At 60.8% G+C, this 15,110-nt stretch carries 10 protein-coding genes; 4 read left to right on the top strand and 6 right to left on the bottom strand.

Annotation, left to right across the window (positions count from 1 at the left end; translation table 11 throughout):
* Positions 1 to 73: 73 nt before the first annotated feature.
* On the top strand, positions 74 to 559 hold the full coding sequence (locus AC1RT4_RS24780) for a glutathione peroxidase (protein ID WP_011335290.1): 486 nt from the start codon (positions 74 to 76) through the stop codon (positions 557 to 559).
* Positions 556 to 1,017, top strand: a complete 462-nt coding sequence (locus AC1RT4_RS24775) for a MarR family winged helix-turn-helix transcriptional regulator (RefSeq protein WP_493088616.1) — start codon at positions 556 to 558, stop codon at positions 1,015 to 1,017. The genes AC1RT4_RS24780 and AC1RT4_RS24775 overlap by 4 nt, the downstream gene beginning before the upstream one ends.
* Here the strand turns inward: AC1RT4_RS24775 and AC1RT4_RS24770 are convergent.
* The gene (locus AC1RT4_RS24770; RefSeq protein WP_493088614.1) at positions 1,001 to 3,322 is read right to left on the bottom strand and encodes a hybrid sensor histidine kinase/response regulator; all 2,322 of its coding nucleotides are present in this window, start codon (positions 3,320 to 3,322) and stop codon (positions 1,001 to 1,003) included. The genes AC1RT4_RS24775 and AC1RT4_RS24770 overlap by 17 nt on opposite strands.
* A 166-nt stretch (positions 3,323 to 3,488) precedes the next feature.
* On the opposite strand from AC1RT4_RS24770, the gene AC1RT4_RS24765 reads away from it, so the two are divergent.
* Positions 3,489 to 4,379, top strand: a complete 891-nt coding sequence (locus AC1RT4_RS24765) for an ATP-binding protein (RefSeq protein ID WP_007955716.1) — start codon at positions 3,489 to 3,491, stop codon at positions 4,377 to 4,379.
* A complete protein-coding gene (locus AC1RT4_RS24760) occupies positions 4,376 to 4,858 on the top strand; it encodes a GAF domain-containing protein (protein WP_119429621.1) in 483 nt (160 codons plus the stop codon). The genes AC1RT4_RS24765 and AC1RT4_RS24760 overlap by 4 nt, the downstream gene beginning before the upstream one ends.
* Here the strand turns inward: AC1RT4_RS24760 and AC1RT4_RS24755 are convergent, their stop codons facing one another.
* The 5 genes from AC1RT4_RS24755 to AC1RT4_RS24735 all read right to left on the bottom strand — a co-directional run bounded on the left by AC1RT4_RS24755 (position 4,859) and on the right by AC1RT4_RS24735 (position 15,038).
* The gene (locus tag AC1RT4_RS24755; RefSeq protein WP_493088611.1) at positions 4,859 to 7,801 is read right to left on the bottom strand and encodes an HD domain-containing phosphohydrolase; all 2,943 of its coding nucleotides are present in this window, start codon (positions 7,799 to 7,801) and stop codon (positions 4,859 to 4,861) included.
* A 48-nt stretch (positions 7,802 to 7,849) separates the two neighbouring features.
* Positions 7,850 to 11,494: a transporter substrate-binding domain-containing protein gene (locus tag AC1RT4_RS24750; RefSeq protein ID WP_493088609.1), complete on the bottom strand. Its 3,645-nt coding sequence runs from the start codon at positions 11,492 to 11,494 to the stop codon at positions 7,850 to 7,852.
* 8 nt (positions 11,495 to 11,502) lie between these two features.
* Positions 11,503 to 12,129: a response regulator transcription factor gene (locus AC1RT4_RS24745; protein ID WP_011335284.1), complete on the bottom strand. Its 627-nt coding sequence runs from the start codon at positions 12,127 to 12,129 to the stop codon at positions 11,503 to 11,505.
* Between the two features lie 348 nt (positions 12,130 to 12,477).
* Positions 12,478 to 13,806, bottom strand: coding sequence for a deoxyguanosinetriphosphate triphosphohydrolase (locus AC1RT4_RS24740; RefSeq protein WP_493088607.1), 1,329 nt, complete (start codon positions 13,804 to 13,806; stop codon positions 12,478 to 12,480).
* 68 nt (positions 13,807 to 13,874) lie between these two features.
* A complete protein-coding gene (locus AC1RT4_RS24735; RefSeq protein ID WP_493088605.1) occupies positions 13,875 to 15,038 on the bottom strand; it encodes an EAL domain-containing protein in 1,164 nt (387 codons plus the stop codon).
* Between the last annotated feature and the right edge of the window lie 72 nt (positions 15,039 to 15,110).

Here is a 15,110-nt window from a genome sequence, read left to right as displayed (position 1 = left end):
CGAATAATTAAATTGCACACAATTCAATTGCTCGCTATTTTTGCCGTCTACCCATTTTTCAAGAGTGCGCACCATGAGCGATAACCTGCTGAACATTCCGTGCACCACCATCAAAGGCGAGCAAAAGACCCTCGCCGATTTCGCCGGCAAAGCAGTGCTGGTGGTCAATACCGCCAGCAAATGCGGTTTCACGCCGCAGTACAAAGGCCTTGAGGAACTGTGGCAGACCTACAAGGATCAGGGCCTGGTGGTGCTGGGCTTCCCGTGCAACCAGTTCGGCAAGCAGGAGCCGGGCAACGAGGGCGCCATCAGCGAGTTTTGCGAGCTGAACTACGGTGTCAGCTTCCCGCTGTTCAAGAAGATCGAAGTCAACGGTACCGGTGCGCACCCACTGTTCGTGCAATTGAAGAAACGCGCGCCAGGCGTGCTGGGCTCCCAGGGCATCAAGTGGAATTTCACCAAGTTCCTGATCGGCAAGGACGGCCAGTTGGTCAAGCGCTTCGCCCCGGCCACCAAGCCGCAGGATCTGAGCCGCGAGATCGAAGCCCTGCTCAAATGAACAGCCTGTCCGCCGATTCGCTGAAGCTCGACAGTCAGCTGTGCTTCAAGTTGTATGCCGCATCGCGGGCGGTGATTCGTGCCTACAAACCGATGCTCGATCAGCTTGGGCTGACCTACCCGCAATACCTGGCGATGCTGGTGTTGTGGGAATGGCAGCAAACCGCGCCCGAGCAACCGACGGTCAAGGCGCTGGGTGAGCGTCTGGCACTGGATTCCGGCACACTGACGCCGCTGCTCAAGCGTCTGGAACAACTGCAACTGGTCCAGCGTCAGCGCTCGGCCCGGGACGAGCGCGAGGTTCATCTGAGCCTCACGCCGCAAGGGCTGGCGCTGCGCGAACAGGTGGGGCCATTGAAGGCGCGGCTGTTGTGCGACAGCGGGGTGGATCTGGACCGGCTCAATGACTTGCGTGACGGTCTCGATCACCTGCTGGGGCAGATCAAAGCACTGTCGTAGTCGGAATCCACTGGTCCAGCAGCGCCGCCAGCTCCTCACGGCGAAACGGCTTGGCCAGATAGTCGCTCATGCCCGCCGCCCGGCAACGTTCGCGCTCCTCGGACATGGCGTTGGCGGTCAGGGCGACAATCGGCAGATGCGGCCAGCGTCCGCTTTGACGAATCTGGCGGCTGGCTTCGTAGCCGTCCATCACCGGCATGTTGCAGTCCATCAGCACCAGATCGAACTCGTCGTGTTCCAGCTGATCCAGCGCCTCCACGCCATGGGCGGCGACCACCACGTCGCACCCGAGTTTGCCCAGCATGCCTTTGGCCACCAACTGGTTGACCGGGTTGTCCTCCACCAGCAGCACCCGACCGCGCCGCTGCGACGGCACGCTTTCGAGGCGTGCGCGGTCGATGGTGGTGAGGTCCGGCAACAGCGTCCGGCGCAGATTCTGATACAGCGCGTTGCGAGCCAGAGGGCGCGCCTGCTGCTGCAACGGGGCGAGGGCGGTGGCCTCCTCACCCGGCATGAAGCTGCCATAAGCGGTCACCAGCAGAATTGGCGCCGTCATCGCCGGGCGCAGGCCGAACAGGCATTCCGGGCAGTCGGTGATGATCACGTCAGGGGACAGGCCGAGCAGCGGGTCGTCGAGGGTTCGCTGCTCGTAGGTCAGCCCCCAGACCGGCAGCAGACTTTCCAACAGTTCCGCCAGCCCGCTGACCGCGTTGGTGATCGCCAGCACCTTGCCGTGCAACGGTGGCGGAATCACCGCGCGGGTGTGGCAGGGCAGTGGCAGTTCGGCGCAGAACTGACTGCCAAAGCCCACTTCGGAACTGATGGTCAGGCGCCCCTGCATCGCTTCGCACAGGTTGTAGGTCAATGCCAGCCCGAGCCCGGTGCCGCCGTATTGGCGGGTGATGCCGGCACCCGCCTGGGTGAACGGCTGGAAAATCTTCACCTGCGCTTCCTGGGCGATGCCGATGCCGGTGTCGCAGACTTCGATCCGGACGCCGTCCTTCCAGGTGGACAAGCGCACATCGACCCGACCGAAGCGGGTGAATTTCAGCGCATTGGACAGCAGGTTGCTGACGATCTGCCTGACCCGGGTCGGATCGCCGAGCACCAGCGCCGGGAAGTACGGATCGATCAGGCAGGTCAGTTCGACACTCGGCGCCGCGTTCTGCGACAGCAGGTTGGCGGTGTCTTCGATCAGCGAACCGAGATCGAACGGAATGTGTTCGAGCTCGAGTTGCCCGGCATCGAATTTCGACAGGTCGAGAATATCGTTGAGCAGCTCCACCAGCACTTTGCCCGAGTCGTGGGCGATCGACAGTTGTTGCTGTTGTTCGGCGTTGAGCGGGCCGTCGAGCGACAGGGCGATCATCCCGAGCAGGCCGTTGAGCGGGGTGCGGATCTCGTGGCTCATGTTGGCGAGAAACGCCGAGCGCGCTTCGGCCATGTCCAGTGCCGTGCTGCGGGCCACTTCCAGTTCCTGGTTGGACTGGCTGAGCCGCGCGTTGATCGCCTTGAGCTCGGCGGTTCGCGCGGACACGATGTCTTCGAGTTGCGCGAGATAGTCGGTGAGGCGGTTTTCCGCATTGCGCCGCTGCTGGATTTCCGTGGCGATGTTTTCGAACTGCTGGTTGGCGACCTTGACCAGCACGCCGATCTCGTCATTGGCGTGCCCGCCCGGACATTCCAGGGTGGTCGGCTCGGCACTGCGCGGGTCGCGGCCGCTGAGTTCGCGGATCACCCGCACCAGCGGTTTGGTCAGCATCACGTAGAACAGCGCGAGCAGGATCCCGGTGAGAATCAGGCTGCGGGCGAAACCGTTGAGTAGCGTGACCTCGGCCCGGCGCAGGAAACGGCTGCCGAACGCGTAGGTGTCGACTTCCAGGCTCAGGGTGCCGAGGGATTCGTTGGGCAAGTGATCGAGGTAGAGGCGGTCTTCGAACTGGCGTTTGGCGCCGAACAGGAAGTCGCTGATCATGCGGTAGCCGCTTTGCAGCTCCGGGCGTTTAACGCTGGCCAGCACTGTCTGATTGTTGTCGGTCAGTTGTGCGGAAATGATGGCCGGCGAACGCAACAGCCCCAGGGTCAGTTCCTGCGCCAGTTCGGCGTCGATGTTGTAGGCGATGCGCGAGGCCGGGTTATGGCTGATTTCCAGCAAAGACAGGATTTCACGGTTGATGGACGCGTCTTCACTGGCATAATCGATGCCGATTTGCAGCAGGCTGAGCAGCGTGCCCAGAATGAACCCGACCAGCACGGTAAGCCGGGCCTGTTTGTACGACAGCCGGTGGGTGAATTTGATATCCATGGGGTGTTGAACCACTTCCGTTTCCCTTCGCTGCTCAAGCATAGTCGATCATGCACGGATTCCGGGGTTCCCGAAGCGCCTTGTAACAAGGCCCGGGACAGGTTTCGAACGCTGTCTGTCGTCGCTGTACCGCCATCATCACTGTGAACGAGCCCGAGGAGAAGACGTGGATTCCCGATTGAATGCTTTTCTTGAACGCGCCGAGTCGGTTCTGGCGCGAATCGAACCACTGCTGCCGGCTCCACGCCCGGTCATCGACTGGGGCACCTGCCTCGCTGCACGCTGGCAGCGTGACGGCCGCAGCGGCTATCTGCTGCCGCTGGAAGTCAGCCTCGACATGCGCCTGTCGGACCTGATCGGCGTCGACCGCCAGCTGGAGCAACTGGGCCGCAACACTCAGCAATTCCTCGACGGCATGCCCGCCAACCATGCGCTGCTGTGGGGGTCGCGCGGTACCGGTAAATCGTCGCTGGTGCGCGCGCTGCTGGCAGAACATGCCAAGGCCGGTTTGCGTCTGATCGAAATCGAGCGCGATCACCTGGCGGACCTGCCACGGGTGGTGGAGCAGATCGCCAAGCTGCCGCAGCGCTTTGTGCTGTTCTGCGACGACCTGTCGTTCGAATCCGGCGAAGGCGATTATCGCGTACTGAAAAGTGTGCTGGACGGCTCGCTCGAACAGGCGCCGGACAACGTGTTGCTGTACGCCACCTCCAACCGTCGCCATCTGGTGCCGGAAAAGGAAAGCGACAACGAAAACTGGAAGCGCGTCGATGGCGAACTGCATCCGAGCGAAGCGGTAGAAGACAAGATCGCGCTGTCGGATCGCTTCGGCCTGTGGCTGTCGTTCTATCCGTTTACCCAGGAACATTTCCTCAACGTCGTCGAGCACTGGATCGGCCAGTTGGCCGCCAAGGCCGGCTTGAGCTGGGAACGCGACGAACAACTGGACATTCTCGCCGTGCGCTGGGCGACCGGCCGTGGCAACCGCAACGGACGTTGCGCGTACCAATTCGCCCGTTACTGGGTGGGACTGAAATTGTTGGAGCACAAGGCATGATTGATTTGCAACAGAGCGGCCAGGGCCTCGAAGGCTATGGCATGTTGGCCGCGCAACTGGAATCGCTGCTGGCGGACGAGCGCGATTTCATCGCCAACGCCGCGCAGTTTTCGGCGTTCCTGTTCAACCAGCTCGATGACCTGAACTGGGCCGGTTTCTACCTCAATCGCAACGAAGAGCTGGTGCTCGGCCCGTTCCAGGGCCAGATCGCCTGTGTGCGCATTCCGTTCGGTCGCGGTGTGTGCGGCGCGGCGGCTGCCAGCCTGCAGACGCAACGGGTCGAAGACGTTCACGCGTTTCCGGGCCATATCGCTTGCGACAGCGCGTCGAACAGCGAGCTGGTCGTGCCGTTGGTCAAGGACGGTCGCCTGATCGGCGTGCTTGACCTCGACAGCCCGAAGCTCGCGCGTTTCGGTGCTGACGATCAGGCCGGGATCGAACGACTGGCAGCGATCTTCCTGCGTCTGACCGACTGCTGATCACGCCGCCAGGCCTGCCTTGAGCAGCACGGCCGCCGGGTCCACGGCATCGATCTGCCGTGGATCGAGAAACCGCGTGGCGTACTGCAAATACACGCCATCGCGGATGAACAGTCCGAACAGCTCGGCATCGATGTGCGCCTCGCGGCACATGGTGGCCATGATCCCCAGCGCTTCACTGAGGGACTTGGCTTTTTTGTACGGGCGGTCGGCGGCGGTCAGGGCTTCGAAAATATCGGCAATCGCCATCATGCGCGCCGGAAGGCTCATGTCTTCGCGCTTCAGGCGCTTGGGATAGCCGGTGCCATCCATCTTTTCGTGATGCCCGCCGGCGATTTCCGCGACGCTGTTCAGATGCCCGGGGAAGGGCAGGTGGCTGAGCATCAGGATCGTCTGCACCATGTGGTGGTTGATGATGTAGCGTTCTTCGCGGGTCAGGGTGCCCCGGGGGATGCTCAGGTTGTACAGCTCGCCGCGATTGTATTTGTAGGGCGGAACGTCGAGCTTGAAACCCCACGGATTGTCCTCTGGAATCAACTCGCCTTCGGCGCGTTCCAGCAGATGCTCCGGCTTGTCTGCCAGCAACGGTTCGGTGACCGGCAAGGTCGGTGCCGGAGTGCGGGACTGACGCCGGTTCTCTTCCCATGACAGACCCAGTCGATCATCCAGCGTGCGCGTCCATGGGCGTTGGGCGATGCCTTGCAGTCGTTGCAGGTCGGCCTCGGCCATCGCTTCGCTGCCCAGATTGCAGTGGGCGACGAATGCAAAATCATCATCCAGTGCTGTCAGGGTTGCGTCGCGCAGCTCGGCCAGTTGCCGCTCTTGGCCGCCCATGGCCAGGGCTTGCCAGTAACTGACCCAGGCATCGCGCTTGAGCACTTCGAAGCGGGTGCGGATTTCGTGCAGGCGATCGTTTAGGGTTTCCAGTTTGGTGGCTTTGTCGACCACGTATTCCGGGGTCGTGACCTTGCCGCAATCGTGCAGCCAGGCGGCGATGTGCAGGGCCTCCCATTCGTCTTCGTTCGGCTGGTAATCGTTGAAGGCCGGCGCCTCACTGGCTGCGGCGGCATGGGCGAGCATCAGGGTCAGCTCCGGCACCCGCTGACAATGCCCGCCGGTATAAGGGCTTTTGGCATCGATGGCGCCGGCGAGCAGTTGAATGAACGCGTCCAGCAGTTGCTTCTGCCGGGCTTGCAGGCGCTGGCTCTCGATACTCACCGCCGCTGCCCCGGACACCGCTTGCAGGAAGGCGATGCGGTCGGGCCGCAGCTTTTCCAGATCACTCGCCGTGCCGCTGTCATTGATCAGCAGCACCAGCAGTCCGACGGTTTCGTTGTGCCGGTTATGCAGGCGGATACCGATCAGATGAACCCTCGGCGACTCCATGGCCAGCAGCACTTTCTGCAGGTCGGTGGCCTGTTCGAAACCCAGATTGCTCACCACCGTGTTGGCGTTCGCCAGTTGCCGGAACCATTCGGGGCTCTCAGTGGCGTCAAGGTTGCGCCCCTGGATATCGAACGCGGCCAGGGCTTGGGACGCGCCGTCGACCACCAGTCCGTAGGGCTCCATCCGATTGCCATCGTTTTCGCGCAGATAAATCAGGCCCGCCTGAGCCTGGGCGATCTGCACCGTCTCGAACAGCACCCGTTGCAGAAGTGGGGCGAAGCGGGTTTCGGCGGTCAGGCTGTCGGTGATCCGGAAGAAGCTGGCCAGGGTGTCTTTCATGCGGGCCATCGACAGACTCAACTGGTCGACCTCCAGCACCGGTGATCGACGGGTCACGGGAAAATTGAAATCGAAACTGCGGATCGCGTCGGCTTCCTTGACCAGCGCATGCAGCGGCTTGACCAGAATTCGCGAGATCAGCCACCCGAGCGGCAGGCACAACAGCAGGGTGGCCAAGGTGATCAGCGCGCCTTGCCAGCGCATGCGATAGGCGTCGACCAGCAACTCGTCCTCCGGTACCAGCAACGCCATTTGCAAACCCTTCGGCCCGCCTTCCTGCAACTGGCTGCGGGCGACGATCCATAGCCGGCCGTCGGCCTTGAGCCGATTGCCCTGATGGCCGGACAGCAAGGCGCCGAGGGCGGGGCTCAAGTCGGCAGCCTTGGCCAGACGCGCCGTACGGTCATCGACGATCAGCCGGCTGCTGTCGGGGTAGGCCACGGCGTTGCCTTCGGCGTCGAACAGGACGATTTCCGTGGCCGGTGTCACCACGTGTTTGATCAGGGTTGCGGAGAGTGCGTCGAGGGTCAGGTCGGCGCCGATCACGGCGTCTTCACCGCTGCGCCGGGCCAGTGTCGTACCGACGTTGTGGGTGGAGAAAAAGACGTAGGGTTCGGTGGTGATCTGTTCGGTCTGCTGCCGCGCGTTGATGTACCACGCCCGGCTGCGGGGATCATAGGGATCGGCGGGGTTGTCCTGTCGGCCGACCGGGGACAGGGCCTGGTCGAAGAACAGCGACTGCGAATGCGCCTGACCGCTGGCGTCATGTTCGATGCTCCAGACCTGAAACGCCGCTGCGTCAGGTGCCTTGAGCAGGGTTTTCAGCGCCGGCGTGCGCAAAGGACGAACCATGAAAAAATCGCCGTTGCCATAACCGAGGTACAGCGAGGCCAGATCCGGATTGTCCGTCAGGGACTGGCTGAACGGCTTGAGCAGCGCCAGGCGCGGTTCGAGGCCGGAAGAGCGGGCGGCGGGATTGTCCGCCAGCAGGCTCAGCAGGTGTCGGATCGGTGCATAAGTGGCCTGCAGATCGAGGCGCACATCCTGCTCGATGCGGTTGAACAGTTTTTCGCTGCTCGACAGGATGATCTGTGTGGTCTGCCGATAGTTGAACAGACCCAGCACCACCCCGGTGAGCAACAGCAGAAAGGTGAACATGACGCTGATGTGCACATGCAGCGGAAACCGGCGTTGTTCCGGGCGCAGTGGGCTGGGCATTGCGGACTCTCCGTGTAGGTAAGCACACTGCTCAGCGTCCAAGCATAGTTAAGCCCCGGTCACTTTGCTCTGGCTGATCCGGTTCAGTTGCTGTTCCAGCGCCTGCTCCAGTTCCAGGATGGCGAGACGGCTGGCCTGGCAACGACGCTCGATCTCGTCCCCCGGCAGCGCTTGCTGACAAGCCTGCTCAAGCGCATCGCAACTGTCGATCAGGCGCGAGGCCTGGGCAATGCGCGCCGCACCTTTGATCTTGTGGGCGATGACGGCCAGCGCGGGAGGATCCCGGGTGAGGGACAGGGCCTGCAATTCCTGCCGGTCAAGACGACTGCTGTTGAGCAGTTCTGCCAGCAAGCGGTGAGTCTGGGACGGATTGCCACCGGTCAGCAGCGTGAGCCCTTGCAGATTGAACACCGGCGCACGGAACAACGGCTGAACACTGTCGACCCATTGGCTCAGGCTGTTCAGGCTCAGGGGTTTGAACAGGCATTCATTCATGCCCGCCTGTTTGCAGCGCAGGATTTCCTCCGGCTGGGCATTGGCGGTGAACCCCAGCACCGTGCACGCCGGGCGACGGGTGAGTTTTTCGTGCTGACGAATCGCCCGGGTCAGCTCGTAACCGTTCATGACGGGCATGTTGCAATCGGCGATCACCAGATCGAATTCGCCGTTCTTCCATTGTTCCAGCCCGCGCTGGCCATCTTCGGCGATACAGAAACGATGGCCGAGGTATTCCAGTTGCTGGCACATCAGCAGACGATTGGCCGGATGGTCATCGACCACCAGAACCGTCAACGGAATGAGGGGGGCCTGAATCTGCGGTTCCTCTTCAGCTCTCGCCACTTGCGCCGGCAGGATGGCCACCGGCAGCGAAACACTGACCTGGGTGCCGATTCCGGGCAGGCTGCTCAACCGCAGTTTTCCACCCATCATCTCGCACAGGTTGCGGCTGATGACCAGCCCCAGGCCTGCGCCACTAACGGTTCGCTGTCCACCGTTGCCGGCCTGGGCGAAGGGTTCGAACAACCGCGACTGATCCTGTGTCGTGATCCCGATGCCGGTATCCTGTACGGTCAACTGCACCATCGAACGTTCCGGATCGTCCGTAGGTAGAACATCCAGCGTGATTCTGATGTGTCCTGCTTCGGTGAACTTGATGGCATTGCTGATCAGGTTCGACAGCACCTGCTTGAAGCGCAGCGGGTCGAGGTGCACATCGACATTCAGTTCAGGGGGAGAGACGGAAACTTCCAGTGACAGGTGTTTTTGTCGGGCGAGACCTTCGAAGATTCTGACCACCGCGCCCACGGTATCGATCAGGTTGATTCGCTCGGGGTTGAGGCTCAGCCGCCCGGATTCGATGCGAGCGATGTCCAGGATGTCGCCGATCAGGCCCAGCAGGTCCTTGGCCGAATGGTAGGCCGTTTCGATGCCGGAACGATCCGGGTGAGCCTGATCCAGGCGTTTGAGCGTCAACTCGAGCATGCCGATCACGGCGTTCATCGGGGTGCGGATCTCGTGGCTCATGGTCGCCAGAAACGTACTCTTGGCCCGGTTGGCATCGTCTGCCCGCTCCTTGGCCGCGCGAAGTTCGTCGAGCAGCTCGCGGCGTTCACTGATGTCGATCCAGCCGCCGATGATCCCCTGGACTTCACCGCTGGAATCCCGGTACGGCAGGATCCAGTGATAGATCGTCAGACGCCGGTCGCCGATCTGTAACGGCCGGTCAAGCACCAGCGGTCTGCCCTCTGCCACCACCCGCTGATAGTCGGCCTGATATGTCAGGGCCTCGAAAGCATTGTTCAATGCACCCTGCATCACGCTTTTGCCAATGACGTCTTCGCGCCGGGCATTGAACGCCCGGAGATAACTGTCATTGCAGCTTTGCAGAAGGCCCTGACGGTCACGCACGTAGATCGGGTGGGGCGTGCCGTTGACCAGTGTCCCCATGAATTCCAGCTGATCGTTCAACGCCCGTTCGGCCGCCTTGCGCTGTTTGATCTGGCGACGCATGTAGGCATTCCATAGCAGTGAAAGTAGCAACAGGAGGCAGGCGCCGCCGATCGCCTGATAGAAAAAGCGCTGGTATTGGCGCCAGGTGCCTTGCGAAACACTTGAGTAGCCACGCCAGCGCCCATTGATGATGCCCAGTTCTTCGGGCGTGATGCTCATCAGTGACTTGTCGATGATCGAGCTCAGTTCTGTGTTGTCCCGCGCAGTCGCCAGTGAGAACGCCGCCTGTCGAGTGCCGATGGTAGTGGTGATCTGCAGGGGGTGTTCGAAGGTTCGCGATGCAATGAAGTAGTTTGCGATGACCAGGGAGTTCACTGCGCCTTCGACCTGACCTTCGTCGAGCAACGCCACGGCACTGAAGGTATCCGGCGTTTCGATCAGTTGAATGCGTGGAAACTCGCTGCGCAGGTATTCGATCATCGGATTGCCCTGAGCGATCGCCAGACGCTTGCGTTTGAGTTGCCCAAGGTGCGTGGGACTGTCGGCGGCCTTTCGGGTCAACAGTACGTATGAATTTTCCAGGTAGGGGCGGCTGAAGTTCAGGGTTTCCTCGCGCTGGGCGGTAGGCAGAAGGGCTGCGATCAGGTCAGCCTGGTGATGCTCGACCTGCTTGATCATTTCGGCGTCACTGCGGCTGCGGCGGATTTCGAAGCGCAGTCCGGTGCGCAACCGGATGAGTTCGAGCAAGTCGGCGCTGATGCCGCGAAAGTTGCCGTCACTGTCAAAGAACGTCAGAGGTGCGAAAGCTTCGTTGACCACTACGCTCACGACTGAATTTTTTTTCAGCCATTGCTCTTCACGTTTGGTCAGTTGCAATTTCTGGTCGGTCAGAAGTGTGTCGCTGCCGACACTCCAGCGCTTGGCGATGTTTTCACGCTCGCTGCCCGGCACGGCCTTGAGCACGGTATCGATGATGGCGAGCAGCTGTGGATTGTTGCGATGCACGGCAAAGCTGAAACCGTGGGCCTCGTGTTTGCCGAAATTGGCCATGCGAATGTTGTTCAGGTATCCCTTGCTGATCATGTAGTGGGTGGAAATGGTGTCACCGAGAAACACGTCTGCCTGATCGAACGCTACCGCATTGATTGCGTTCTGATAGGACGGATAGGAGGTGATGAGGGCTTTGGGATACATTGCCTTGACATCGTCCAGCGGCAAGTAGTGATACAGCATGCTCAGCCGCATGCCGGCCAGGCCCTCGGTCAGCGTTCGGGTTTCGCCCTCGCGCGTCACCAGGACCGGTTGATCGATGGCGTAGGGCCTGGACAGCACGATATCGGCGTTCTCTGCTTCAAATCCGTTGGCGGTGCCGAGCATGTCGATGTGACCGTCGATCAATGCCCGTATGGCGGCTTCCCGCGAGGCGAAACGTTTGACTCTTATCGGCAGACCGATCGCCTGACCAACGAGTACGGCGTAATCCGCCGTGAAACCTTCGTAGTCGTGCCCGCTGGCTGTCATGTCGAAGGGAGGATAGTCGGGAGCGGAAGTCCCCAGAATCAACTCATTGCGACTGTGTGCCCACGCCACTTGCGATGGGTCGAACAAAGCCTGCACCGTCCGGTCGGCCGAGCGACCAAGCAGGGTGAAGTCTTGCGAGGCGGGTGATGCGGCGGTTGAAGAGGTGCAGAAACCCAGACATGCACTCCATGCAATCAGAAAACTCATTAAACGGCTGGACATGTTGACTCTCACACGAGTGCGTTACGTTTGGCCATTTCGATAAGTTCTACGAGAGACTTGGCTTTGAGTTTTTGCATCAGTCGTTTTTTGTAAGTGCTTACAGTTTTGTTACTGAGAAACATGCCTTTGGCAATTTCCTTGTTTGTGCGACCCTGGGCAAAAAGTTGCAAGACCATAAGTTCCCGATCATTGACGGATTTGAAGAGTTCCAGTTCTGCATAACGCACGTCATCGTGACGAACAGGGTTCAAGGCCTGGCTGGGAAAATAGTTGTAGCCCGAAAGGACAGCTTTGATCGCACTGACCAGTTCGCTCAGGTCTTCCTGTTTGCAGACATAACCCGATGCGCCTGACTGCATGCAGCGAATGCCAAACAGGGTCGGGCATTGCGCAGTCAATACCAGTGTCTTGAAAGGCGAACTCATGGCGTTGAAGCGGGCCAGGACTTCCAGACCATCGAGCTTGGGAATGCTTATGTCGAGAATGATCAGGTCGGGCATGCATTCACGAACCATCTGCATGGCATCGACACCGTTATCGGTTTCTCCAACGACTTTATAACCTTCATGTTCCAGCAGCATTCGAACGGCAAGGCGGATGACCGGGTGATCGTCAACAATAAAAACAGAGTTCATAATCAAATCCCATACGAGCGCAAATAAAGGGCGAACCTTAGCTCAGTTGAATGAACGCTCGCATGAACTGACGAGGGAGTGGCGGCAATCTAGGAGAGATCCTACAAATAAAGAGGAATCAGACTACGTGTTAACTGGGTTTGACGTAGGTAGAGGCGTGAGATGTTCAAAGTTTGTTCTTGAATAAGTTTATAGATGCAGGCGAGGTTTAAAGGGCTGAGGCTGAATTGAGTGTTGCTGCTTTTGACTTTGAGCTTCCTGAACAAGTACCAAAAGAGGGGTCTGTCGTTTCGCTTCCACCTCACCAGGCCCGACCGATCCACTTGCAGATCGGTCGGGCGGCAGGCATCAATGGCTGGAGCGTCCGGTCATTTCCAGCGCCATGTCACTGGCGTAGCTGTCGGTCATGCCGGCGATGAAGTCGATCATGCGCAGGAACGACGCGTGCAGAGGACCGTGCGGGTCCGGCGCGTTGTTGCCCAGCAGATCGAGAGTCCGGCGGCTCTTGAACGACGGCGTGCGACCGTTGTGCTGTTCCAAAGCCGCACCGCAGAAGGCGTTGAGCAAAATCTCCAGGGTCGTATAGGCGCCGATTTCATGCAGGGTCTTGCGCTTGTCCTGGAAGATTTTCTTGCGGGCGATGTCCTTGGCGTTCAGCACGCAACGCTTGGCCGGACCGTGCATGTGTTCCACCAGATCCCCGTGTAGCGTACCGGCCAGCAGTGCGTCCTGTTGTTCGACGAAGGCCCGGGCGGCAGCGTTGGTCAGGTGTTCGATGGCCTTGCCGCGCAGGATTGCCAGCTTGCGCCGACGTGAATCCTGGGGGCCGAGCTGGCGATAGGTTTCCGGCAGATCATCGCCGACCAGGCCGAGCAGCAGCGACTCGACTTCGGCGTACTCCAGCAACTCCATTTCCAGGCCATCTTCCAGATCGATCAAGGCGTAACAGATGTCGTCCGCCGCCTCCATCAGATACACCAGCGGGTGGCGCGCCCAGCGCTGTTCTTCGAGTTGCGGCAGACCCAGCTTGTGGGCGATCTGTTCGAGCAACGGCAGTTCGCTCTGGTAGCAACCGAATTTGTGCTTCTTGTAACCGAGGGAGTCGGCGTGACGGGCGGTCCACGGGTACTTCAGATAGGTGCCGAGGGTGGCGTAGGTCAGTCGGGTCCCACCGTCGAACTGGTGATACTCCAGTTGCGTGAGCACCCGGAAGCCCTGCGCATTACCTTCGAAGTTCAGGAAGTCACCGCGCTCGGCGTCACTCATCGCATCCAGCCAGCCGCGCCCCGCAGCCTGCTGGAACCAGTGACGGATCGCGTCTTCGCCGGAGTGGCCGAAGGGCGGGTTGCCGATGTCGTGCGCCAGGCAGGCCGACTGGACCACCATGCCCAGATCGCTCGGCTCGCACCATTCGGGCAGGGCGCGGCGCAGGGTTTCGCCGACACGCATGCCCAGCGAGCGACCGACGCAACTGACTTCCAGCGAGTGGGTCAGGCGCGTGTGAATGTGGTCGTTGCTCGACACCGGATGCACCTGGGTCTTGCGCCCCAGGCGGCGGAAGGCGCCGGAGAAGATGATGCGGTCATGGTCTTTATGGAACGGGCTGCGGCCAAGTTCCTGCGGGCTGTGCAACGGTTTGCCGAGACGTTCGCGGTTGAGCAGGGTATGCCAATCCAAGGCTGATTCTCTCCGTCTGGTGACTGATTCCCTAGCTTCCCGGTTCAGGCTGGCATCTGCAAGCGCAACTACAAGCCCGCCGCATCGATGTCGATCAGCAGCAGGCGCTCGCCGTTATCGAAAAACTGTCCGGCGGTCAGGCAATACTGGTTGCTGGTGGCGTCGCGATAGGTGTTGGAAAGAGTCAGGCGCCGTTCCTCCCAGCCTTCGGCCAGCAGGTGATAGAAGTACGGGCGCCACGACCAGTTGTGGCCAAGGTAGCGGTTGTCCGCCACCCAGCCGCTGGGTCGCCACTCCAGGTTTGGCGTCAGCTGAGTGCCGTGACGGTCGCATTGGTAAAAGCGCAGCAGCCAGGGGAAGGCGTCGAGCTGTGGCAGGGCGCTGAGCGGAGCGCGGGCCTGGGCCCAGGTTTGCAGGATGGTCATGAGTTCGCTGAGCTGCTGGCGCATGAACATCCATTTGCTGCGTTCGGCCAGCTTCTGGCGCACGTAGGACTGGCGCAGCTCGGCGAAGCGCTCGACGAAGTCATCCGTACCGAAAAACGCCTCCTGCGCCCGGGCGAACAGAAATCCCTGCACGTAACGCGATCCGCACTCCAGCGCAAAATTCAGTTGCGCCGCGGTTTCCACCCCTTCGGCAATGATCCAGCAGCCGGTTTTTTCGGCCATTTGCGCAAGGGCCTTGACCACGTCACTGCTCGGCCCGCCCAGTGCGGCGGCCTGGAACAGGCGCATGTCGAGTTTGAGAATGTCCGGTTGCAGCGCCAGCACGCGATCAAGCTGCGAATAACCGGCGCCGAAATCGTCGATGGCGATCCGTGCGCCGGCATCGCGATAGCGCGCCACGACTTCGGTCAGGCGCTGGCTGTTACCACCAAGCTCGGTGATTTCGAAAACAATCCGTTGCGGGTCGATACCGTGCCGCGCGAGTTGTTTCAGGCTCGGCAGTGCCTGGTCGGCACGCAAGCGACTGATCCAGCGCGGTGACATGTTCAGGCTGAGAAACCAGTCCGGTGGTGCTTCGTGCAGGCGGCTCAGCGCGTTGTCGCGAATCTGCCGGTCCATTCGGCGCAGCGCGATGGCCGGGGTGCGCGGATCGGCGAACAGCGGTCCGACTGACGCCAGTTGGCCATCGGCCTGGCGCAGACGACCTAGTGCCTCGACCCCTGCAATGCGTCCGGTGGCGGTATCGATGAAAGGTTGAAAGCAGGCGAGCGGTTGCCCGTCGATCACGGGGCCTCCTTGTCGTTCTTGTTCTGGTCGAATTCTGCCGGCCGGATAGGCAAGCGGGATTGAACCTCCGGA

The sequence above is a fragment of the Pseudomonas sp. GW821-FHT11D10 genome (assembly GCF_058808435.1).
This window is presented reverse-complemented; position numbering and strand designations above follow the sequence as displayed.